The 21,370-nt window shown below is 39.4% G+C and carries 21 protein-coding genes; 10 read left to right on the top strand and 11 right to left on the bottom strand.

The window, feature by feature from the left end; translation table 11 throughout:
- Window positions 1-10 precede the first annotated feature (10 nt).
- From nusB to ACT53H_RS13045, 4 genes are all read right to left on the bottom strand, one after another.
- Window positions 11-460, bottom strand: a complete 450-nt coding sequence (nusB, locus tag ACT53H_RS13060; RefSeq protein WP_004790142.1) for a transcription antitermination factor NusB — start codon at window positions 458-460, stop codon at window positions 11-13.
- 3 nt (window positions 461-463) lie between these two features.
- Window positions 464-934 (bottom strand): 6,7-dimethyl-8-ribityllumazine synthase, encoded by a 471-nt coding sequence (gene ribH, locus ACT53H_RS13055; protein ID WP_002119264.1) that lies wholly within the window; start codon window positions 932-934, stop codon window positions 464-466.
- A gap of 11 nt (window positions 935-945) precedes the next feature.
- On the bottom strand, window positions 946-2,067 hold the full coding sequence (gene ribBA / locus ACT53H_RS13050; protein ID WP_003654193.1) for a bifunctional 3,4-dihydroxy-2-butanone-4-phosphate synthase/GTP cyclohydrolase II: 1,122 nt from the start codon (window positions 2,065-2,067) through the stop codon (window positions 946-948).
- Window positions 2,068-2,306: 239 nt separating this feature from the next.
- The gene (locus ACT53H_RS13045; RefSeq protein WP_312821317.1) at window positions 2,307-3,614 is read right to left on the bottom strand and encodes a hypothetical protein; all 1,308 of its coding nucleotides are present in this window, start codon (window positions 3,612-3,614) and stop codon (window positions 2,307-2,309) included.
- Between the two features lie 59 nt (window positions 3,615-3,673).
- On the opposite strand from ACT53H_RS13045, the gene serB reads away from it, so the two are divergent.
- The 3 genes from serB (at window position 3,674) to ACT53H_RS13030 (ending at window position 6,373) form a co-directional block, all read left to right on the top strand.
- On the top strand, window positions 3,674-4,897 hold the full coding sequence (gene serB, locus ACT53H_RS13040; protein ID WP_004790139.1) for a phosphoserine phosphatase SerB: 1,224 nt from the start codon (window positions 3,674-3,676) through the stop codon (window positions 4,895-4,897).
- Window positions 4,898-5,306: 409 nt separating this feature from the next.
- Window positions 5,307-5,642 carry a ciprofloxacin tolerance protein AciT gene (aciT, locus tag ACT53H_RS13035; protein ID WP_004704819.1) on the top strand — a complete coding sequence of 112 codons (336 nt, stop codon included), beginning with the start codon at window positions 5,307-5,309 and terminating at the stop codon, window positions 5,640-5,642.
- A gap of 251 nt (window positions 5,643-5,893) precedes the next feature.
- Window positions 5,894-6,373 carry an SCP-2 sterol transfer family protein gene (locus ACT53H_RS13030; protein ID WP_151963730.1) on the top strand — a complete coding sequence of 160 codons (480 nt, stop codon included), beginning with the start codon at window positions 5,894-5,896 and terminating at the stop codon, window positions 6,371-6,373.
- 43 nt (window positions 6,374-6,416) lie between these two features.
- Here the strand turns inward: ACT53H_RS13030 and dtd are convergent, their stop codons facing one another.
- Window positions 6,417-6,860 carry a D-aminoacyl-tRNA deacylase gene (gene dtd, locus ACT53H_RS13025; protein ID WP_005300497.1) on the bottom strand — a complete coding sequence of 148 codons (444 nt, stop codon included), beginning with the start codon at window positions 6,858-6,860 and terminating at the stop codon, window positions 6,417-6,419.
- Window positions 6,861-7,028: 168 nt separating this feature from the next.
- Here dtd and pncB point away from each other — a divergent pair, with 168 nt between their 5' ends.
- The 5 genes from pncB (at window position 7,029) to ACT53H_RS13000 (ending at window position 12,284) form a co-directional block, all read left to right on the top strand.
- Complete coding sequence (gene pncB, locus ACT53H_RS13020) at window positions 7,029-8,243, top strand: nicotinate phosphoribosyltransferase (protein ID WP_476009356.1); 1,215 nt, start codon at window positions 7,029-7,031, stop codon at window positions 8,241-8,243.
- A 148-nt stretch (window positions 8,244-8,391) separates the two neighbouring features.
- Complete coding sequence (locus tag ACT53H_RS13015) at window positions 8,392-9,240, top strand: sulfurtransferase (protein WP_476009382.1); 849 nt, start codon at window positions 8,392-8,394, stop codon at window positions 9,238-9,240.
- Window positions 9,237-10,088, top strand: a complete 852-nt coding sequence (gene asd / locus ACT53H_RS13010) for an archaetidylserine decarboxylase (RefSeq protein ID WP_004790127.1) — start codon at window positions 9,237-9,239, stop codon at window positions 10,086-10,088. Before ACT53H_RS13015 ends, asd begins: the two co-directional genes overlap by 4 nt.
- Window positions 10,089-10,514: 426 nt before the next feature.
- Complete coding sequence (locus ACT53H_RS13005) at window positions 10,515-11,735, top strand: acetamidase/formamidase family protein (RefSeq protein WP_198307367.1); 1,221 nt, start codon at window positions 10,515-10,517, stop codon at window positions 11,733-11,735.
- Window positions 11,736-11,864: 129 nt separating this feature from the next.
- Window positions 11,865-12,284, top strand: coding sequence for a hypothetical protein (locus ACT53H_RS13000; protein WP_476009355.1), 420 nt, complete (start codon window positions 11,865-11,867; stop codon window positions 12,282-12,284).
- Between the two features lie 72 nt (window positions 12,285-12,356).
- Here ACT53H_RS13000 and ACT53H_RS12995 read toward each other — a convergent pair whose 3' ends face one another.
- Window positions 12,357-13,118, bottom strand: a complete 762-nt coding sequence (locus ACT53H_RS12995) for an AcfC family putative adhesin (protein WP_476009354.1) — start codon at window positions 13,116-13,118, stop codon at window positions 12,357-12,359.
- A gap of 243 nt (window positions 13,119-13,361) precedes the next feature.
- Here ACT53H_RS12995 and ACT53H_RS12990 point away from each other — a divergent pair, with 243 nt between their 5' ends.
- Window positions 13,362-14,558: an alpha/beta fold hydrolase gene (locus ACT53H_RS12990; protein WP_476009353.1), complete on the top strand. Its 1,197-nt coding sequence runs from the start codon at window positions 13,362-13,364 to the stop codon at window positions 14,556-14,558.
- A gap of 67 nt (window positions 14,559-14,625) precedes the next feature.
- Here ACT53H_RS12990 and phoR read toward each other — a convergent pair whose 3' ends face one another.
- The 3 genes from phoR to ACT53H_RS12975 form a co-directional block, all read right to left on the bottom strand.
- Window positions 14,626-15,984, bottom strand: coding sequence for a phosphate regulon sensor histidine kinase PhoR (phoR, locus tag ACT53H_RS12985; RefSeq protein WP_005300516.1), 1,359 nt, complete (start codon window positions 15,982-15,984; stop codon window positions 14,626-14,628).
- Window positions 15,985-15,993: 9 nt separating this feature from the next.
- Window positions 15,994-16,704, bottom strand: coding sequence for a phosphate regulon transcriptional regulator PhoB (gene phoB, locus ACT53H_RS12980; protein WP_000650776.1), 711 nt, complete (start codon window positions 16,702-16,704; stop codon window positions 15,994-15,996).
- A gap of 254 nt (window positions 16,705-16,958) precedes the next feature.
- Window positions 16,959-17,630, bottom strand: a complete 672-nt coding sequence (locus ACT53H_RS12975) for a TetR/AcrR family transcriptional regulator (protein ID WP_004790119.1) — start codon at window positions 17,628-17,630, stop codon at window positions 16,959-16,961.
- 212 nt (window positions 17,631-17,842) lie between these two features.
- On the opposite strand from ACT53H_RS12975, the gene ACT53H_RS12970 reads away from it, so the two are divergent.
- Window positions 17,843-18,676: an SDR family NAD(P)-dependent oxidoreductase gene (locus ACT53H_RS12970; protein ID WP_004790118.1), complete on the top strand. Its 834-nt coding sequence runs from the start codon at window positions 17,843-17,845 to the stop codon at window positions 18,674-18,676.
- A 56-nt stretch (window positions 18,677-18,732) separates the two neighbouring features.
- Here the strand turns inward: ACT53H_RS12970 and ACT53H_RS12965 are convergent, their stop codons facing one another.
- Both ACT53H_RS12965 and ACT53H_RS12960 read right to left on the bottom strand, forming a co-directional pair.
- A complete protein-coding gene (locus ACT53H_RS12965) occupies window positions 18,733-20,100 on the bottom strand; it encodes an MATE family efflux transporter (protein WP_250375011.1) in 1,368 nt (455 codons plus the stop codon).
- A gap of 105 nt (window positions 20,101-20,205) precedes the next feature.
- Window positions 20,206-21,360, bottom strand: a complete 1,155-nt coding sequence (locus ACT53H_RS12960) for a pyridoxal phosphate-dependent aminotransferase (RefSeq protein ID WP_476009352.1) — start codon at window positions 21,358-21,360, stop codon at window positions 20,206-20,208.
- Between the last annotated feature and the right edge of the window lie 10 nt (window positions 21,361-21,370).

Raw genomic sequence — 21,370 nt, 5'->3', positions numbered from 1 at the left:
TTCAAACCTATTAGTTTGCTTGTTGTTTTTCAGCACTACGTAGTGTTGAACTTAAACGATCTAAAACGCCATTAATGTATTTATGGCTATCTGCTCCACCAAAGTGTTTGGCGAGTTCAATGGCTTCATCAAGAACTACACGATAAGGTACTTCTAAATGATCACGTAACTCATAAGCACCTAAACGTAGGGTTGCAAGCTCAACGCCATCAAGTGCACTAAGTTCACGGTCAAGTACCGGAATGAGTAATGCATCAAGATCATCGCGCAGTGCAATCACTTGCGTTAATAGTTCGTGATAGTAATTTAAGTCTACCTTGTGCATGGCATTTTCAGCACGAGTACGTGCTTCGATTTCATGTACAGGATTGTGACTCATTTGCCACTCATAAATACCTTGTACAGCAAAACGACGTGCTTTGCGTTTTGCTGCATAAGCGGCTTGCAGTGTTTGAGACATGCTTTAAATTGCCTTTAATAAATTAACCATTTCAATTGCAGTTAAAGCAGCTTCGCTACCTTTGTTTCCTGCTTTTGTACCTGAACGTTCGATGGCTTGCTCGATGCTATCAGTAGTTAATACACCATTGATGACAGGCAAGCTGCTTTCTAACGCAACTACACCTAAACCTTTTGCACATTCACCAGCTACGAAGTCAAAGTGTGGTGTGCTACCACGAATAACTGCGCCAAGTGCGATGATTGCATCAAATTGATTTGATGTAGCTAATTTTTTAGCAACAATCGGGAGTTCCCATGCGCCAGGAGCATGAATAACAGTAATGTTATCTTCATTTACACCATGACGTTTTAATGTGTCGATTGCACCATCCAATAAGTGTTCAACAACAAAACTGTTGAAACGACCCACTAAAATCGCATAACGACCTTCGCTTGCGAGATGTAATAAACCTTCAATACGGCGAATTGCCATAGCAACCTCGATTATTTCGTTGTGATTTGATCAGCAGTGACATATTCCACTACTTCTAAATTAAAGCCAGATAAAGCATTGAAACGTAATGGTGAGCTAAGAAGCTTCATTTTTTCAACACCTAAGTCACGCAAAATTTGAGCGCCTACACCAATGGTTTGATATTGATGTGAAAGTGCTGCATTGGATTTCACCGGTTTCGGCTTGTTTAAATCATCCAGCGCTGGTCCCAAGTCTTGCAAATGATCTTGCCCGATCCAGACTAAAACACCGCGATCACTCGCTGCAATTGTCTGTAGTGCACGGTCTAAATTCCACGCAGGTTCACCATCAGCTTTATTTAGCTTAAGCAAATCGCGAATTGGACTGAAACCATGTACACGTACTGTTGTAACACCTTCTTTTGGCTCGCCTTTGACTAAAGCCAAATGGATGTCTGGGTTACCAATCTCACGATAACGATAGAGTTCAAATGAACCATATTCTGTTTGAATGGTTTTTTGATCCAGACGTTCAACCGTTTGCTCATTGGTCATGCGGTAGTGAATCAAGTCCGCAATTGTACCAATTTTTAAGCCATGCTTCTCGGCAAAAATTTCTAAATCTGCACGGCGTGCCATTGTGCCATCTTCATTGATGATTTCACAAATGACAGACGCTGGTTCAAGACCTGCTAAGCGTGTTAAATCACAGCCCGCTTCGGTATGACCCGCGCGATGTAGAACACCGCCTGGCTGTGCCATTAACGGGAAGATATGGCCCGGTTGTACAATATCACTTGGCTTTGCATGCGCTGCGACAGCAGCTTGAATTGTATGTGCACGCTCTGCTGCTGAAATACCAGTCGTAATACCTTCAGCGGCTTCGATTGATAAGGTAAAGTTTGTACTATGCTGAGCACCGTTTTGGTCAACCATCAACGGAAGGTTTAACTGCTTACAGCGCTCACGGCTTAACGTTAAGCAAACTAGACCACGTGCATGGGTAATCATGAAGTTAATGTCTTCAGGACGAACATGCGTTGCTGCAATGACAAGATCACCTTCATTTTCGCGATCTTCGTCATCCATCAAGATAACCATTTTGCCTGCACGAATATCGGCGACAAGATCTTCAACACGACTCAGCGGCATTCGCTCTCACCTTTTTTTGTCGTTAGACAATTTCTATTTAATAAATTTTGCATAGTTTACGCTGTTTAGATAATTTTGCCTATGATTCTGATTTATCCAACTTTGCATCGAGATAGAATAGATCCAGCTTTATTTATACAAATAAATCATAAGAAAATGGAATAATTTAAAATAAAAACAATGAATTTAAATAAAAAAACCTAGCCAAAAGGCTAGGTTCTGATATGCGCAGTTATTTTTTATGAAGCTGCACTGCTTGGACTATCATTTTGTGGGATTGATTTTTTCCCCATCAAAATTTCAGTCCGAATATTTTGAGCAAGTTCAGCACACTCTGCATTCATACCATTGATCATAAAGGCATGACGAGTCATCACATTGCTTGGGTTTGGCATTGCCACAAGTTGATAGCTGTCTTGAATTGCTTTGAGTTGATCATTTTCAAGATATAAAGCAGATTCTTTCGCATGAAGATGCTGTGCTAAACGTTGAGCAGCTTCTTTCGCATCAATTTGCATTGCTTCTACAGCATTACACGTTGCGCTACGGGTTTGCAGCGCAAAGCGTTTATCTTCGCGGTAACGTTTATATAAAACGTCTGAGAGTAGTTGGAATACGGTTCCAATCATGAGTAAACACTCTACGGCATGCGTATGCGAGGTTGAAATCGCGAGTGTCGCGCCCTCGGCATTAAACTCATCTACCACTTCAATATCTGTTAGCTTCAATTGGTAATGCTTCACGCATAACTCAATACTCTTATTTAAAAAGAGCTGACAGAGTTTAAAGTACGGAACAGATACCGATTGATTCACACTGCTTAATAATTGTTTAGGGTCATAAAACTGGATATTGAGTGCCAAAGTATGTTGATCAGCTGACTCTGAAGTTTTTTCGGCTTGTGGGCGAAGCGCTGGTTTAGCTTTAGCCTGTTGCTGAGCTTGGGCAACCAATGTCACCGTATTTTGTTTTTCTAATGCAAGCGCCTGAGTTAACTGCTGAATTTCATGTTTCAAGCGGTTTTCTTCATTAATGCGTGCCAAGTATTCGCTACGGGTTGGGCGAGCAATCGCGCGATAGGCAAGCCATAATAAAACATGCAAAAACAGAGATGCTAAGATTGCTAGCCATTGTGTGCGCAAAATTTCGCCAATACTTGGCTGAATCAGCGTAACCTCGATAGAGCCTACTTTCTTTTCGTTTTGCAAAGCATCACGAGCAAAAATCTCACCTTGGCGAGTTTTTGAAATTCCACTCGTTGCCAGTACTTGTTTGTTGGCATCAAGAATGCGAATAGACGCAACGCTTGGATTGGTCGCATAGCGATTGGCAATCAGAGCTAAAGACACCGTATTAGCAGGTTCTAGCTCAGATAAGCTGTCGGCCACGAGTTGACTAGTCATGAGCTGACCTTGACTCGCACGGTTTTCATTAAGCTGGTGTGTTGTTGCAATCACCATTAAAAAGGTATGCAATGCAAAACTAACGATCAGTAGGCTAGCAAATAGCCCTTGTCTAGGCGCAATCAAGTTAAACTTCCAAGGCAATTATATTGAAATTCGATTATGATTCTTACAATAGTTGTCACTCAGACTAGAGTCAATTCATGCGAGAAATCATTCTTATATCCTTTTTAGGACCAGACCAACCAAACCAGTTTACCCGATTAATGCAAGTACTATCCGTACATTCATTGCAAATACTGGATGTAGGTCAGGCTGTTATTCATAATCAACTTACATTAGGCATTGTAGTCGCTTCCGATAATGAAACTGCGACTGCATTGGCAATGAAAGAAATTCTGATTTTAGCACATGATATTGGCTTAACAGTGCGCTTTAAACCAATCACAGGCGCAGAATACGATCAATGGGTAACTGAAGGTGGTCGTACTCGTTATATCGTCACGGCTTTAGCCCCTGAACTCACTGCTGCACACTTACAAGCGGTTACACAAATTGTGTCTAGCCAAGGCTTTAACATTGAAACGGTTACCCGTTTATCAGGCCGTGTCGACTTTGAAAAGGATAGCGCATTCCCACGTCGTGCATGTGTACAGTTTGGTTTAAGCAGTGGCCCAACTCTAGATGCTCAAGCTATGCGTGCAGCATGTTTACTTCTTTCAAGCGAATTAAATATTGATGTTGCCGTTCAAGAAGACAACGCTTATCGACGTAACCGCCGTTTAGTTTGTTTTGATATGGACTCAACACTCATTGAACAAGAAGTGATTGATGAGTTAGCGATTGAAGCAGGGGTAGGCGCACAAGTTGCTGAAATTACTGAAAGAGCAATGCAAGGTGAACTTGATTTCCAGCAAAGCTTCCGCGCACGTGTTGCATTATTAAAAGGGCTAGATGCTGCTGTTCTACCTAAAATTGCAGAGCGTTTAACCATTACTGAAGGTGCAGAACGCCTGATCTCGACTTTAAAAGCGCTTGGTTATAAAACGGCAATTTTATCTGGTGGATTCCAGTATTTTGCTGAATATTTACAAGGCAAGCTTGGTATTGATGAAGTTCATGCAAACATCTTAGATGTGCAAGACGGTTTCGTAACAGGTGAAGTAAAAGGCGCAATTGTTGATGGCGCTCGTAAAGCTGAGTTATTACGCGAACTTGCAAATAAAATGGGTATTTCTCTAGAGCAAGCGATGGCAGTAGGTGATGGTGCAAACGATTTGCCAATGCTTGCTATTGCAGGCTTAGGTGTAGCTTATCGCGCTAAACCGTTAGTTCGTCAAAATGCAAATCAGGCTATTTCAAGTGTAGGCTTAGATGGCGTGCTGTATTTATTAGGTATGCATGACAAAGATTTAAACCGTGCTTAACCTATAGGGCTAAGCTTTAAGCGCTACTTCAGAGTAGCGCTTTTTTTATGCAGAATAGTCATAAAAACAAGCAAGTTATGACAGAATTTTGCACAGAAAAAAGGCAATAAAAAAATCTGAAAAAAACTTATTTTGATCCTTAAAAACAGCATATTTTTTTGTAATGACACGCCAGAATTGATGCCATATAGGGAATCGAACTTTTTGAATTTTACAAAAATGTAATGACAAAAGAATGTTGCGACAAAGTATGTCGCATTAAGAAAAAACGGGTCTTTTTTTCTAAAAAAAAACATCCATAATGCATCCTAAGCTTCAACACAAATTATGAATTAAAGTTGTTTTTGGAATGAGGTCGGGTTTTTAAGACCGAATCTTTTTAGACGTTTTCATTAAGACGGAGGTTTCTATGGTAACAGCGAATTTTGCCGCTATCGCCGGATTCAGCTTGATCGCTGTCGCGCTTGTTGCTGTTTTCTTTTCTCCTTACCGTCGTTGGCTTGGTTTTATGCTTGCAGGGATGTTCTTTTGGGGGCTATTGGAAGTGGTCCGTTTTGGAGTTCAAGTCACTTTTGAAATGCCAGTCACATATAGTTATTTAACTGCACTAAGTCTAGCGATGGTAATGGTTACATTTGTTTTGTTACGTGAGGATAAACAGGCACAAAAGGCTTTGGCAAATCGCCAATATATAGAACACACGCCAGTATATGAAGATGATCAGCAGCAATGTTCTAGCCGATAATTAAATTGTTATCTAACGGTAAAAAGGTATGCACAGCATGCCTTTTTTATTTACGAAACGTGATTTTTATTATACAAAGCATTTATTAAAAAATAGCCAGTTATGCTACGATAGACGCGTCTGTTGACGTTTCATCTAGATTGCGTTGCCAGCTAAAAATTATCAGTTGATGCACAAAACACAAGCAATGGTATGTTCTTGTTGAGTTTTGCACTAAAGTTTTCATAAAAATACAATAGGCGTGAATGTTCATGAAACTTTCTTCTATACCTGTAGTCAAGTTACCTCTCGTTGATGTCAGTACAGACCCGTTAGATTTATTGGTAGCAGGTTTAGTGCTGCGTATGAAGCAATTGGCACGTACTAGCCCTAAGTTTATTGAATTGATTCATGACCGCGCTTTCCGTATTCAGATTGGTACGGACTTAGGTGTTGCACGTCAGATCATTATTAATAATGGACAGATCGATACTGTTGCAGGCGCAGCTGAAAAAGCTGACTTTATCTTGCAATTTGCAGATAGCGAACAGGGTGTAAAAACTTTGATTAAAGGTGACCCAACTGCATTTATGACAGGCATGCAAAATGGCAGTATTAAGATGGAAGGAGACTTCAGCCTACTTGTTTGGTTTAACCAAGTGGCTAGACTCATTCCACCTAAGTTGCCAAAACCAGTTAAAGAGAAAGTACGTCAAGCACGTGCTTTTATTAAAGAGAAAACTGGTCGTTAATCACCAGATATAAAAAAACTCCCATTTGGGAGTTTTTTTATATCTACGCTTCGACTTCTAAGTTAAACGTCACGGGACCATCATTAATGAGATGAACCTTCATATCGGCTGCAAAAATGCCGGTTTGAACTTTTTCAAATTGTGAATGAGCGTATTCAACCAACTGTTCATATAACGCTTTGGCATCTGCTGGAGGCATGGCTGGACCAAAATCTGGACGTAAACCTTTTTGCGTTTGGGCCATCAGGGTAAACTGTGAAACAAGCAGGATTCCACCATTTGCTTGAGAGACATTCCAACCCATTTTGCCTTGTTCGTCATCAAAGATTCGATATTTCAAAATCTTATCAATAAGCTTTTGGCCAATTGCTAAAGTGTCATCACGGCCAATGCCTAAAAAAACCAGTAGTCCGTGTTGGATTTCACCAGTAGTCTCACCGTCAACCACCACTTTGGCTTCAAGAACTCGTTGTATTAAAGCGCGCATAGTTAAAGCAAATTTCTGCAATTAATTGAATTGATTTAGTTTAGCAGAATTTAAATTAAATGATTTTTAAAAGGAAATTTCATGGAACTGCAACAATGGTATAAAACCTCGCAATTGATTTATAAAAATATGCTTTAATGCTAAGAAGCAAGCGAATAATCATTGACTATGTCTCCAATTATCCATTCTTTACTAGATACAGACTTGTACAAATTTACGATGCTACAAGTGGTTTTGCATAAATTCCCGCAAACACATAGTGTCTATCATTTCCGCTGTAGAAATTTAGAAGATACTGTCTATCCACTAGTAGATATTTTGGATGATTTAAACGAGCAACTCGACCATTTATGTAATCTCAAATATAAAGAAGACGAGCTTCAATATTTACGTAAATTACGCTTTATAAAAAGTGACTTTGTCGATTACTTAGAACTGTTTCAACTGAAGCGACGCTTTATTCGAGCTAGCATCGATGCGGAAGGTCGTTTGGATATTCATATTGAAGGTCCGATGGTCCAAGCCATGATGTTTGAAATTTTTGTATTGGCAATTGTAAATGAACTTTATTTTAGTCGTATCAAAACCGATGAAGTATGGGCTGAAGGCGAGCGCCGTTTAAAGGCTAAGCTTGAATTGATTCAGGAATTTGAAAAAACACAAAAACCGAATGATCCTCCATTCTTAGTTTCTGATTTTGGTACACGTCGCCGTTATAGCTTCGTATGGCAAAAACATGTTGTAGCAGCCTTTCATAAAACAGTGCCAAATGTGTTCCGTGGTACAAGTAATGTCCTGCTCGCAAAAGAGTTAAACATTACACCAATTGGGACCATGGCTCATGAATTCCTACAAGCTTTTCAGGCCCTTGATGTACGTCTGCGTGACTTTCAAAAAGCGGCTTTAGAGACATGGGTTCAAGAATATCGTGGAGACTTAGGAATTGCTTTGACTGACGTTGTTGGTATGGATGCGTTCCTGCGAGATTTTGACTTGTACTTCGCGAAACTATTTGATGGCCTACGCCATGATAGTGGTGACCCTTACGAATGGGGTGATAAGGCCTATGCGCATTATCGTAAATTAAAAATTGATACCAAAACTAAGATGCTGACTTTTAGCGATGGTCTTAATTTGCCAAAAGCATGGGAATTACATCAATACTTTAAAGATCGTTTTCAGGTGAGTTTTGGTATTGGAACTAATTTGACTAATGATATGGGACAAAAGCCGCTCAATATTGTGTTGAAACTAGTCGAATGTAATGGTCAGTCGGTTGCGAAAATCTCTGATAGTCCCGGTAAAACCATGACTGATAACGATACTTTCTTGGCTTATTTACGTCAGGTTTTTGAAATCGAAGAACTTGAAGAAGTGGTTTAAGTAATAAATAGTCTCTCTATTTTGTATTTTTAAAAGTAAGAATGCTGATATCTGATTTTCTGCTAAAGAGTTGCAGAAAATCAGAGTTTTTTAGATATATGCTTATGCTAAGATTGGAAATAAGCTGGTATAAAAAGTAACCATGACGATGACACCTCCAGATTTTAAACTCGATTTATTAATAGAAGCAGAAGAGTTAGTGCCTTATTTAGGCAATGAATATATTCGCATTGTAGATTTGAGCCGTGCTTCTGTTTATGAGCAACTTCATATTCCGCATGCTATTCACTTACAACCTAAATGGTTGGTGTCTCAACACGAAGAAGCCACTGGCATTTTGCCAGATGAAGCAGGTTTGCAAGCACTGATTGAGAAATTGAATATTTCACCTAATCATCATGTTGTGGTCTATGACGATGAAGGTGGAGCATGGGCTGGACGTTTAATCTGGAATTTGCATTGCTTAGGATTCACCCGTACCAGTTTAATTAATGGCGGTATCCATGCATGGTTAGGAGCAGGGTTACCAACTACAGCAGAAGTCGAAGAAGTTTCTCCTGTTGAAGACTTAATTCAGATTGATTTATCGCATGCCGCTCAGTTCCGTGTGAACTATGAAGAGCTACGCAAACAAGTAGAACAAGAAAATGTTCAATTGTGGGATTGCCGGACGAGTGATGAATATAGTGGGATCCGTTTAGCAGCGCGACGCGGCGGTCACATTCCAAATGCACTCCATTTTGAATGGAGTACTGCACTTAATCGTCAAAATCATCTAAAATTGCATCCGCTTGAACGCACGCGGCAGCGCCTTGAACAACTTGGGTTCGATTTACAGCAACCTGTAGTTGTGTACTGCCAGTCACATCACCGTTCCGGTTTGGCCTATATTTTGGCTAGGCTCTTGGGCTGGGAAGCAAAAGCCTATGATGGTGCGTGGAGTGAATGGGGCAATCGCCTCGATAGTCCTATTATTATTGGAGAATCACCGTCGTGAGTTTCACATCTCGATTAAAAAAAGAATTATTTATTAAGGCACAAAACCTTGTACCACAGCACCAATTGAGCCGTGTGGTAGGTAAAGTTGCTGCGAGTGAAAATCCAGTTGTGAAAACTGCTGTTATTCATGCATTTAAAACTAAATATGGGATTGATCTATCGATTGCTGAACAAGGCAATGCACTGAAATATAAATCTTTTAATGACTTTTTTACTCGTGCTTTAAAAGATGGTGTGCGTCTCGTTGACGAAAATGCAGATAGCATTGTGTCACCTGCTGATGGTGCTATTTCTCAGATTGGTAAAATTACTGCGGGTGAAGTATTTCAAGCAAAAGGCCAAAGCTTTTCTGTAGAGAAACTCATTGGCGACCCACAACTTGCTCAGCCGTTTCAAGAAGGCGAGTTCGCGACAGTCTATCTATCTCCACGCGATTACCACCGTGTACATATGCCGTTTGCAGGTACATTAACTGAAACTTTGTATGTACCGGGTGAGCTATTTTCGGTAAATCAGGTAACTGCTGAAAATGTACCGGGACTATTTGCCCGTAATGAACGCATGGTGTGTTTATTTGATACTGAACTTGGCCGTATGGCTGTTGTGTTAGTGGGTGCAATGATTGTTGCTGGTATTGAAACTGTGGCGACAGGCAAAGTGAAACCTTCAGGTCGTATTGAATTACAGCATCATCAGTTAAAGCTAGAGAAAGGTGCTGAGCTTGGACGTTTTTATTTAGGTTCTACCGCGGTTATTTTATTTGAAAAAGATAAGATCGAATGGGAACAACGTTTTAAAGCTGAGTCTGTGGTTGTAATGGGCGAGCGCATGGGACATACAGTTTAGTCAATTTTATAGCCTGTATAATACAAATAAGCCCTGGATTTAATTATTCAGGGCTTATTTTTTCTTTCAATTAATAAAAGTAAAATATATAACCATGTCTGAATTTATATTATATGGAAATGTAATTATTATTAAGTGATCTAAGTTGGTACGTTATATAATCTAGTCTATAAATATGTGTCTGAAGAGAGCAAAGATATTAATATAATTGAAAATTAATAAATAAAAATAGGAAGAAATATTTAAGTTAGACTTAAGTCGTAATTTTAATTTTATTTGAAGATAAGTTGTTAAATATAAAAAATTTATTTAATTTTATAAATATGAAGCGTTTTTTAAATATTGCACAGGCTTTAGCCTTGGCACAATGCTTGCTAACTATTCAGGACCTTACTGTAATTTTCATATTTTTTAGGTTCTGAAATAATGTTAAAAGTTAAACGCCTTACAGCTTCGGTTTTATCTGTACTTTGTATTTCACTCACTCATGCCAATGATTTTAAAGTTTTAAATCAAATTTCAAAACAGCCTACTCAACTTCAAAGTGGCGAATATAAAGGTAATTATTACGTTCCATCTACTTTAAATACCATTACATGGGGTTATTTACCGAATCGGGATGCTAAACCTGTGCTTACTGTTCCGTCGGGTAGTGTTGTGACATTTGATACGGTTTCTCATGAAGGTTTGCTTGAAGACCAAGGGCGTAATGCTGAAAAGTTCTTTCAATCGAAAGGTGTCAAATCTAATGAAATATTGGAAGATGCAAAAACAATTACGCAGTCAAATTTAAAGCATGATTTTCATAAAGATGGGCCACATATTGTGACAGGTCCTGTTGCAATTGAAGGCGCACAGCCCGGTGATATTTTGAAAGTTGAGGTACTTAAAGTTGAGCCGCGTGTACCTTACGGTGTTATTTCAAATCGACATGGTAAAGGTGCGTTAGTGGGGGAATTTCCTAAAAAAGCAAAGCAAGAAAATGCATCGGCTGAGCATCCTGAACGCTATGGAAATGTCTCAATTTTCACACCAATTGAAAAAAATGCTAAAGGTGAGTACGAAGGTGTATTAAAAACAGAATCGGGTAAATCAATACGTTTCCCACTGTATCCTTTTATGGGAATTATGGGGGTAGCAGCCAATACTTCTGAGCCTGTTCACTCTGTACCCCCTGCAATGTATGGTGGAAATATTGATATTAATGAACTAGGTGCAGGTTCAACAGCTTATTATCCTGTTCAGGTCAAAGGCGCATTATTCTATACGGGTGATAGCCATTTCGCGCAAGGGGATGGTGAAGTAGCATTAACGGCACTAGAAGCTTCAGCCCGCGCAACACTAAAATTTACCTTGCTCAAAGCAGGTAAAGATAAAATACCGGGCAAAGAGCTAAAACAACCTTTAGCTGAAAATGCTGAGTTTTGGATTACACCGGGACTTGATGAAGATCTAGATGAAGCCATGAAAAAATCTACACGTGAAGCTATTCGTTTCTTAAACCAAGAATACGGTATTGATGAAGCAACGGCTTATGCGTATTTAAGTGCCGCAACTGATTTTGAAGTTTCACAAGTTGTAGATAAAACCAAAGGTATTCATGCAAAAATCAGAAAAGCTGATTTTAAAGAGTTTGAGAGCAAATAATTAAGTAAACCAAGCTTGGTATTTAAAGTATTAAATACCAAGTTAAATTCATTTCAACTATCAATAAGTTTTATATATTTTATAATTGAGTATAATAAATATCACATATATTTATTAGTATAAAATCTAATGCATTCACTTCCGAACGCTCTACTTTATATTGCTGCATTATTAACATTCTGTGCCGCATTACTTCATTTTGTTTGTGTGTTCTGGGGGGCAAATGGTTTTCGGTTTTTAGGGGCCGGGAAAAGTATTGTTCAGATGGTCGAAAGAGGGCATTGGTATCCTAATTTTACAGCTATAGCTGTGGGATTAATTCTAACGGTATGTGCTACATATGCTTTTTTTGCAGCAAAGGGAATACAGCTATTACCATTTACTAAACTTATTTTGTCGCTTGTTGCAGCGGTTTTTCTTATCCGTGGTCTGGCTTTTCCGTGGTTAAAGTCAAAATTTGTCGGTAATAGTGATTTATTTTGGTATATCAGTTCAGCCTTTTGTTTAATACTAGGAAGTTTATATGCCGTTGGAATATATTTAATTTGAAATGAATATATTCTAGATGAACTAGAGTGAATAATTTTAAAAAAGAAAAGGGAGCTATGCTCCCTTTTTTAACTATTTAGTCCAACCATATTTTTTGAAAATAGTATTACCTTGCTGAGACGATAAGAACTCTACAAAACGTTTAGCTTCAGTGTCTTTTAAACTATGTTTGGTTAAGGAAACACCTGTATCACGATAGATAACCAACTCTGGTTCAATAGGTATAATTTGCCCAACATCTGGGTTACTAATTCCCCAAATATTAAAAACTAACCAAGCATCATAGCTGCTATTTTCTTCCCAGTTTTTCTTGGCAATACCTGTATTGGCTGCATAGGTGGCAATATTTTTTCGAACAGATTTGGTTAATTGAATCTTGCCAGTTCTACCAGCGATATCCTCCCACATACCGACCTGACCTGCACCATGAGTAACTAAAACTTTAACGCCAGATTTAGCTAGGTCTTTAAATCCTTTAATATTTTTAGGATTTCCTTTGCGTACTAAAATGGCCGCGGGGCGTAAATATAAAGGTTCCACCGAGTCTTTTATAATTTGCTCAGAAAAAGTATTTTCAAAATCAGACATCATGGCTTCAGAACCACTATATATAACATCGGCATCAAGTTTCGCTTTGTCAGACCATTGAGAAGTTGGACCAGAAGTCACATGGACTGCTATCCCCGTTTTTTTGCTGAATTGTTTGGCGGCTTCTTTCATGGCAGGTGCTGGCCCACCAGGACCATACACTTCTACGTCTGCAAAACTATGGATGGGTAGAGAACCGAGAATAAGACAAATCAGGTATGGTATAAATTTATATTGTTTTGACATTTTAATCGCTATAGTAATTAAGAAAATATCAGCATATATTTTTTATTATTGAAATTGGATTAATTTTTGCAACGATATTTATAATGCATTTCTTTAAAATATATTCTAATTAGATTTTAAGTGTTTATATATAAATGTAAATTATTTTAAGATGAATATAAATATAGAATTTTTTATGGTAATTTATATTTTATAAATTAATTATTTAAATAGATTTAATGTAAATAATAGAGGAGTAATCCCTTGATTAGAAAAAGTAATTCTTTTGTAAAAATTTTATTTAGCAGTGTTTGTTTGATGTTTGGCTCTGCTATCGCTGCTCCCATTACAGATTTGGGTAAGCAAATTGTGAGCGACAAACCGGGTTCAATACTGTCTCTAGAACGGCAAGATGTGACGGATTTATTTCCTCATGCTGATCAGCGTTTGTTAGTTAATTATCGTAGTCGAGGAATTCAGGGCGAGCCCATTGTGGCATCGGCTTTTATTTTATTACCGAAAGGCACTCCGCCAAAAAATGGCTGGCCAATACTCGCTTGGGCGCATGGCACGACTGGAGTTGCTGACACCTGTGCACCTTCGGGTGATTATGTGGGTGGGCCAGTTCATTCATACCAAGAAGTTGCTTCTAAAGCTTTAGATGGTTGGCTTGCACGTGGTTATGCAGTTGTTGCACCTGATTATCAAGGCTTAGGTACTTTAGGGGCACATCCTTATATGAATGCAAAGAGCCAACTGCATACGGTAGTCGATGCAGTGCGTGCATTACATTTGCTTAAGCCCAAAAGTTTTAATAAACAGTGGTTGGTGATGGGGCACAGTCAAGGCGGAGCTGCGGCAATTGCAGTGTCTGCCTATGGTCAAAAAGATGCACCTGAACTAGATTTAAAAGGGGCCATCGCTCTTGCGCCAGGCGGCTATCAATATGAAGGTATTGCAGAATATGTGCAGAGTAATGCAAATCCAGAACCAAGTGTGGCAGCTTTCTTCCCGATTGTATTATTGGGTGCGCAAGCAGCAGATCCAAGCATCGTTCCTGAAAAGCTGGTAAGTCCTGAAATGAACACCGTACTGACTCAAGCGCGCAGTCGTTGTTTATCTGAACTTCAATCTGACTTGAAGAAATCTCCTTCTAGCATATTTCGGTCTGATGCTGATTTAAAACCTCTTTTGGCTTATCTAAAACAACAGTCTATTGAAAATATGGTGCCTACTGTACCGTTAATGATTGTTCAAGGTTCTAAAGATCATTTAGTCGACCCTAGAGGGACATCAGCTTATTACCAACAGTTATGTAAATTAAAAAAACCAACTATCTATCAAACAATTGATGGCGGAGATCACCGTGACGCACTGCGTCAAAGTAATACTTTTGCCACTAGTTTTTTAAATATCCTAGAGAAAAATCAGACGAAATCTTATTGTTCGAATTTTAAGTAACTTAGCTTAAATATTACAAAAAAGCCGACTTTTCATCAGTCGGCTTTTTATATATGCGGGGGCAACTTTAGGTCATGTTATAGAGTCTTTCTTTTGGAAAAACTGCGGTAAATGTTGATCCTTCGTTTTCTTTAGACTGTACATCTAAATACGCGCCGTGTTGCATCAACACGTGTTTTACAATCGCAAGACCTAAACCAGTTCCACCTGTTTGACGACTACGATCGCTGTCTACGCGGTAGAAGCGCTCAGTTAGTCGTGGCAAATGTTTAGGGTTAATTCCAATACCTGTGTCTTGTACACTAAAGTACGCATGTTCACCGTCATCATGCCAGCCAATGGTAATTGTTCCACCTTTTGGCGTGTACTTAATGGCATTGGTAATTAAGTTACTAAATGCACTAGCAATTTCCATGTCAGAACCAATCAGGTCACAGTGGCTATCAATGTGTAAATTGAGCGTGTGTCCATAATCGGCATTGTAGGCCTGAGCGTCATCAAAGAGTTGACTCATTAAACTCGGCATTTCAATAATCTGATTTTTTGCAATTTTTTTATTATTTTCTAAATTCGATAACAGCAGTAAGTCATTCACCAAAGCATTCATACGCTTAGTTTGAGACTGCATCTGATCAAAAGCACGTTTCCAGCGCGGACTAATATCTTCCTGATCGGTAAATGTCTCGATATAACCGCTCAGTACGGTTAAAGGGGTTCGAAGTTCATGAGAAATATTATCGACGAAGTCTTTACGCATTTGCTCAAGGTTGTGCATACGAGTCACGTCGTAAGCCACCAATAAGCGACTTTCTCCACCAAATCTTGTGAGTTTAACTTGTACATATCGGTCATCATCAAAATTTGAGTGAAGCTTAATCCCATCGGGTGCTTGATCAATATTGTTAAAATATTCAATAAAGGTTGGCTGACGTAAAATCGTTAATAGATTTCGGCCGCGGTCGAGAGGACTGATTCCTAACAAACGTTCGGCAGCAGGGTTCCACCACTCGATTTGATGTTGGTCATCAATTAAAACAACGGCTTCAGCAAGCGCAACCAAAGAGGACTGTGCACGGTCAATTAAACCGACCATTTCGGCCTGTACAATTCGTTCTTGGCGCTGAGCACGGTAGACATTAAATAATAATGCCCCCCAAATCCCATTCAGATTTGGAGGAACGTCATAAGGTTTATTCGCAATCCAGTCATTGACCAGATATAAAGAACGCAACTGGAGTGTAAAAAACACCACGAAGGCGATAAAAATACAGCTCCAGAAATACCCAACGCCTAAACCGACTAAACCGGCAATAATTAGAAAAAATAATAAGAGCCGTAAATCTTGTTTGGCAAACGTCCATAAACTACTGTAGCGAGAAAGTTTTTGTTCACGTACCTGTTCGGGGACGGGGTAGGGTTCATACATAAATCTTGGTTAACCTGCGGCTAAATCTGCACGTGTTGAGAAACGGTAGCCAGTTCCACGCACAGTCTGAACAAATCGGTCAACACCAAAAGGTTCTAAAACTTTACGCAAACGGCGAATGTGCACATCGATAGTGCGGTCTTCAATATATACATTACCGCCCCATACCTGATCGAGCAACTGGGCACGTGTATATGCACGCTCTGGATGGGTCATAAAAAATGCAAGTAAGCGATATTCAGTTGGACCCATATCTAAAATGCTGTTGCCAAAGCTAACACGTTGGCTTACAGGATCAAGAATTAAGCCATTGGCATCAATGGTTTTTTCGCCACTTAATGCATTAGCACGACGCAGAACTGCCTTGATACGTGAAACCAGTTCACGTGTTGAAAAAGGCTTAGTCATGTAGTCATCTGCACCTGCGTCAAGACCTTGTACTTTGTGGTCTTCTTCTCCGCGAGCAGTCAACATAATCACTGGAATTTCTGCTAAGTTCTCATCGCGTTTTAAGCGGCGACATAAATCGACACCACTTACGCCTCCAGGTAACATCCAATCAAGCAAGATAAGCGCCGGACGTTGGTCGACGATAATTTGATGAGCCTGTTTGGCATCTTCTGCCTGTAAACACTGAAAGCCTGCCATGTCCAAAGAAGTATGGATCATTTCGCGAATAGGAAGCTCATCATCGACAATTAAAATATAGTCATCTTTCACAGCGCAATATCCTATAGATTTAACGGTGAACCGTTTTGTAGTTATGACAGGCTTATTACAAAGATTAATTATGACAATTTCATTGCAGAAAAGTCTATAAAATTAAATTTAGCAATAATTTGTGACAAAACCAAGGCAAAGGTATGACCAAATTGTGACATGAAGATTTTAATTTTCTTAAAATCATTCAATAGGTTATCACTTGAATAGCTTAACTGGTTTCGCACATTTATGGCTGTCAAAAAACTTTAATATTATTTTGAAACTTGCGCTAATAAAGATAAGAAAACGATACGGCATGCGGTTAAAACCTGCTCAAGAGACTGTTCAAACCCTCCCATGACCCATCGAATCGCAATTTGAGTGACGTATCCATTCAAACCAGTTGCGATTAAAGAAAGCTCATTTTCGTGGTGTTGAATTTGCGGCATGGTCAGCATAACAAAGGCTTGAATCATGCGATCAAATTGCGCAAGTGTTTCTTGAATAGTGGCCTGATTATGTAACTCTTGTACCAAAACTGCGTCGACATAGACAATACGAGCTAATCTTGGGTCGTCTTTTAATGTTGTCAGCAGTGCTCTTAAACCAGCATCGACCATTTTTTCTGGATCGGGGGTAGCTTTAATCACGGCTTGCATTAAGTTCTGCTGTAATTCTTCAATCATTTTTAAAAAGATTGTTTGGAATAAATCTTCACTCTTTTTAAATGATTCATAAAAATAACGTTCTGTGAGTTTTGCCTCTTGGCATACATCTTTTACCGTCACGGAAAAAAAACCGAGTGTTCCGTAGGTCGCAATACCTGCTTCAATCAATTTTTCACGGCGCGCCTCTTTACGTTCAGATAGAGATAACCCTTTGAACTGACGTTCTTTACTCACACTTTTTGTTTTCTTTTTACTGGTTGAGTCGTTAGTCGCCATAAATAAGTCGTTTCCTAAAGATTGGTTTCCTAATTTATAGGTTTTGGCCAAATATACTCACTATGATAAAGCCCTCAGAAGAATTGTGCCATTCTATCTGAAATTACAGTGTACTATATTGACAATGGATATTGTCAAAATTATATTGAAGATGTCTGAACTGCACATGCAATGAACCGGTTGTGCAAATATCGAAAAACAAAGGATGGACAATGAAAAATTTTAAAAACAAAGTCGCTGCAATTACGGGCGCAGGTTCTGGCATTGGGCAACAGTTAGCAATTCTTTTGGCAAAACAGGGCTGCCATCTTTCGTTGAGTGATATTAATGAAAAAGGATTACAACAAACTGTCGAGCTTTTAAAACCGTACAGCAATATTACGGTTACTACCAAAAAGCTTGATGTGTCGGATCGTGAAGCGGTAAAGCAGTGGGCGCAAGAAACTGTGCAAGATCACGGTTCTGTTAACCTGATTTTTAACAATGCGGGTGTCGCGTTAGGCTCAACTGTTGAAGGTGCGACCTACGAAGATTTAGAGTGGATCGTTGGGATTAACTTCTGGGGTGTCGTGTACGGTACTAAAGAGTTTTTACCGTTCATTAAGCAAACTCAAGATGGCCATATTATTAACATCTCAAGCTTATTTGGTCTGACTGCTCAACCGACTCAATCTGGTTATAACGCGACTAAATTTGCTGTACGTGGTTTTACTGAATCATTACGCCAAGAGTTAGATATTGAAAAAAGTGGCGTAAGCTCTTTGTGTGTACATCCGGGCGGAATCCGCACCAATATTGCTAAATCTGCAAAAATGAGTGATAGCTTGAATAGTTTGGGTATGGACCCGACTAAGTCAATTCAAAACTTTGACAAGCTACTACGTACTCCACCTGAAGAAGCAGCTCGTCAAATTTTACAAGCGGTATTAAAAAATAAACGCCGTTTATTGATTGGCAGTGATGCAAAAATTCTTGATGCATTCCAGCGTTTATTCCCAACGGGATATCAACGTGCTTCAACCATTGTGACCAAATTAATGAAATAATTTTTTAACGTAAAAAAGCCATCAAATGATGGCTTTTTTATGTGGTTTAGTTCGTTCTAAATAAGAACTTTGATCTTCTTTTTCTTCCAGATAAATTGGTAATACAAGCCTTGAATAATACATAAACTAACAAATGCCAAGGCATAGGCAACCCAGATTCCTTTAAGGCCCCATATTGAGCTAAACCAGTAAGCACATGGAATTTCAATAAATAAAATAGCAGAAATATTAAGTAGCATTGGAACAGTCACGGTTCCACTGGCACGCATGATCGATGCAAAAATGGCACCTGCACCAAAGAATAAAATTGCCCAAAGTACAATAAATAAAAGTTGCTGCCCTAACACCACCACAGTTGGGTCGGTAATAAACAAAGCCATTAAATATTTTGAAAATAGATAGCCGAGTGCAATTAAGGTACCTGTAAATAAAAAGTTCATTCCCAAAGCTGTGCGGGTTACTCGTGCTAACAGATCAGATTTGCCAGCACCAATCGCTTGTGCTGCAAAAATTGAAGCCGCAATTGAGATTGATAAGGCAGGGAACTGAATGTAGTTGAGCACCTGATTCACTGCACCATAGGCTGCTGTCGCATGTGATCCATAACGGTTAACTAACCCAACAATAACCAAGCCAGCCATTGAGGTGGTAATCATTTGAATGCCGGTTGGGACGCCTAAGCGCAAAATGATTTTGCTCAGTTCTGGATTATGACGGATATGTTGCAGAAGCTGACGATTCGGCCGAAGTGGATGATTTTTCTTGTTCAGATAAATTGCAAGAAAAATTAATATTGCGATATAACTAATAATTGATGCTATGGCAGGTGCAATAATTCCTAGAGCAGGGAAGCCAAAATAACCTTTAAGTAGAATTGGTGTAATAATTACGCCGATGACACTGGTTAAAGCCAACGCAAGTAAAGGCGTGGTACTGTCGCCTACACCACGTAAAATTGAGGTATAAATAATATAAACAAACAGAAGCGGGCTACCCGCCAGCATCCATTGCACATAAGGCAAAGCAAGATGCATTACCTTAGGGTCAGTACCCAATAACTCTAAAATATCGTGGGCAAAAAACACACCGATAATCGCAGTAATTACCCCACCAATCAGAGTCATAAATAGGGTAGAACCGACCACACTTTGGACTTTCTCTATATTTTGTGCACCCCACGCTTGCCCTACTAAAACAGTAGTACCCGTTGAAATCCCGATAATAAAAGCGAGAAGCAAGAATAAAATAGGGAAATATACAGAAACTGCTGCAATTGCATCTACTCCCATCATTTGGCCAACAAAGATGGTGTTAATCGTCCCCGACAAGTTTTGCAAAATATTGGTTGCAATGAGAGGCAGTAAGAAAACAAAAAATGTTTTCCATAGATTTTGCTGGTGAATTAAAGACTGTCTTGGTGGCATGTGTTCTCCATCGCCCATCTCTTTGATGAGCGGGGCAGACATTCAACTTAGCATATTTAGGTGAAATTTCTTGTAGTGTTTTACTATGCTAAGTTTCTAAATTTATTAACATTCATTCAAGATTTCTCCTGCTTTTTGCAATGTCTCATCATTTTTAGCAAAGCAGAAGCGAATCAGGCGTAAAGACTCGGGCGCTTGCTGGTAGAAAACTGAAACAGGAATAGCCACAATTTTATGTTGCTCGGCAAGAAACTGGCACATTTCTACATCGTTTAAGTCAGGTCTAATCTGACTGTAATCAAGATTTTGGAAATATGTCCCTTGAGATGGTTTTAGTAAAAAACGGCTATTGTGAATTGCCTGATTAAAACGATCTCGCTTAGTTTGGTAAAACTGTGAAAGCTCTTGAATATGTTCCGGATGTTGCTGCATATATTGCGCTAGAGCAATCTGACAAGGTGTCGTGCCACAGAAATTCGCATATTGGTAAATCTGGCGGAATAAACGCATTAACTCAGGTGAAGCGACGCAATAACCTGTTTTCCAGCCCGTCACATGAAAGGTTTTCCCAAAAGATCCAATCACAAAACTACGCTCTCTGAGTTCTGGAAAATGCAATGCACTAAAGTGTTGCTGACCATCAAAGACTAAGTGTTCATAGACTTCATCAGATAAAACCACAATGTTTTTATCTTGAATCAGTGCAATCAGTTCTAACCAATCCTGTTTTGCCCAGATGGTACCTGTTGGATTATGGGGAGTATTCACCACAATCATACGGGTTTTGTCATTAATCAAATCTTTAACGTGTTGCCAGTTCACCTTAAAGTCAGGTGCCTCAAGTGCAATATGAACAGCTTTACCACCTGCTAACTGCACAGAAGGGCCGTAGCTGTCATAACTTGGGTCAAAAATAATGACTTCATCACCTGCATTGATGCATGCCTGTATGGCACAAAAAATTGCAATGGTTGCGCCGGGAGTAATCGTGATTTGCGTTATAGGGTCAAGTTGAAGTTGGTCACGCTGCTGAAATTGTAAAGCGAGTTGCTCGCGTAAACCGAGAATACCATCGCCGGGTGGATATTGATTATGCCCAGCTAAAGTCGCCTGAGATAAAGCTTCCAGTAAGGCTTGTGGTGCCGGAAAATCTGGGAAGCCTTGTGACAGGTTGAGAGCACCTAAACGATGTGCCATTGCCGTCATGGTACTAAAAATAGTCACGCCTTGAGTGGCCAGTTTGGACTGTAGTTGAAGCATATTATTCTCT

The organism is Acinetobacter sp. DMC2 (assembly GCF_056314305.1).
This window is presented reverse-complemented; position numbering and strand designations above follow the sequence as displayed.

What these genes read in the sequence shown, in the direction of transcription:
- nusB (WP_004790142.1), bottom strand. Translation starts at nt 460, where the DNA reads ATGTCTCAAACACTGCAAGCCGCTTATGCAGCAAAACGCAAAGCACGT.
- ribH (WP_002119264.1), bottom strand. Translation starts at nt 934, where the DNA reads ATGGCAATTCGCCGTATTGAAGGTTTATTACATCTCGCAAGCGAAGGT.
- ribBA (WP_003654193.1), bottom strand. Translation starts at nt 2,067, where the DNA reads ATGCCGCTGAGTCGTGTTGAAGATCTTGTCGCCGATATTCGTGCAGGC.
- serB (WP_004790139.1), top strand. Translation starts at nt 3,674, where the DNA reads ATGCGAGAAATCATTCTTATATCCTTTTTAGGACCAGACCAACCAAAC.
- aciT (WP_004704819.1), top strand. Translation starts at nt 5,307, where the DNA reads ATGGTAACAGCGAATTTTGCCGCTATCGCCGGATTCAGCTTGATCGCT.
- ACT53H_RS13030 (WP_151963730.1), top strand. Translation starts at nt 5,894, where the DNA reads ATGAAACTTTCTTCTATACCTGTAGTCAAGTTACCTCTCGTTGATGTC.
- dtd (WP_005300497.1), bottom strand. Translation starts at nt 6,860, where the DNA reads ATGCGCGCTTTAATACAACGAGTTCTTGAAGCCAAAGTGGTGGTTGAC.
- pncB (WP_476009356.1), top strand. Translation starts at nt 7,029, where the DNA reads ATGTCTCCAATTATCCATTCTTTACTAGATACAGACTTGTACAAATTT.
- ACT53H_RS13015 (WP_476009382.1), top strand. Translation starts at nt 8,392, where the DNA reads ATGACACCTCCAGATTTTAAACTCGATTTATTAATAGAAGCAGAAGAG.
- ACT53H_RS13005 (WP_198307367.1), top strand. Translation starts at nt 10,515, where the DNA reads ATGTTAAAAGTTAAACGCCTTACAGCTTCGGTTTTATCTGTACTTTGT.
- ACT53H_RS13000 (WP_476009355.1), top strand. Translation starts at nt 11,865, where the DNA reads ATGCATTCACTTCCGAACGCTCTACTTTATATTGCTGCATTATTAACA.
- ACT53H_RS12995 (WP_476009354.1), bottom strand. Translation starts at nt 13,118, where the DNA reads ATGTCAAAACAATATAAATTTATACCATACCTGATTTGTCTTATTCTC.
- phoR (WP_005300516.1), bottom strand. Translation starts at nt 15,984, where the DNA reads ATGTATGAACCCTACCCCGTCCCCGAACAGGTACGTGAACAAAAACTT.
- ACT53H_RS12975 (WP_004790119.1), bottom strand. Translation starts at nt 17,630, where the DNA reads ATGGCGACTAACGACTCAACCAGTAAAAAGAAAACAAAAAGTGTGAGT.
- ACT53H_RS12970 (WP_004790118.1), top strand. Translation starts at nt 17,843, where the DNA reads ATGAAAAATTTTAAAAACAAAGTCGCTGCAATTACGGGCGCAGGTTCT.
- ACT53H_RS12965 (WP_250375011.1), bottom strand. Translation starts at nt 20,100, where the DNA reads ATGCCACCAAGACAGTCTTTAATTCACCAGCAAAATCTATGGAAAACA.
- ACT53H_RS12960 (WP_476009352.1), bottom strand. Translation starts at nt 21,360, where the DNA reads ATGCTTCAACTACAGTCCAAACTGGCCACTCAAGGCGTGACTATTTTT.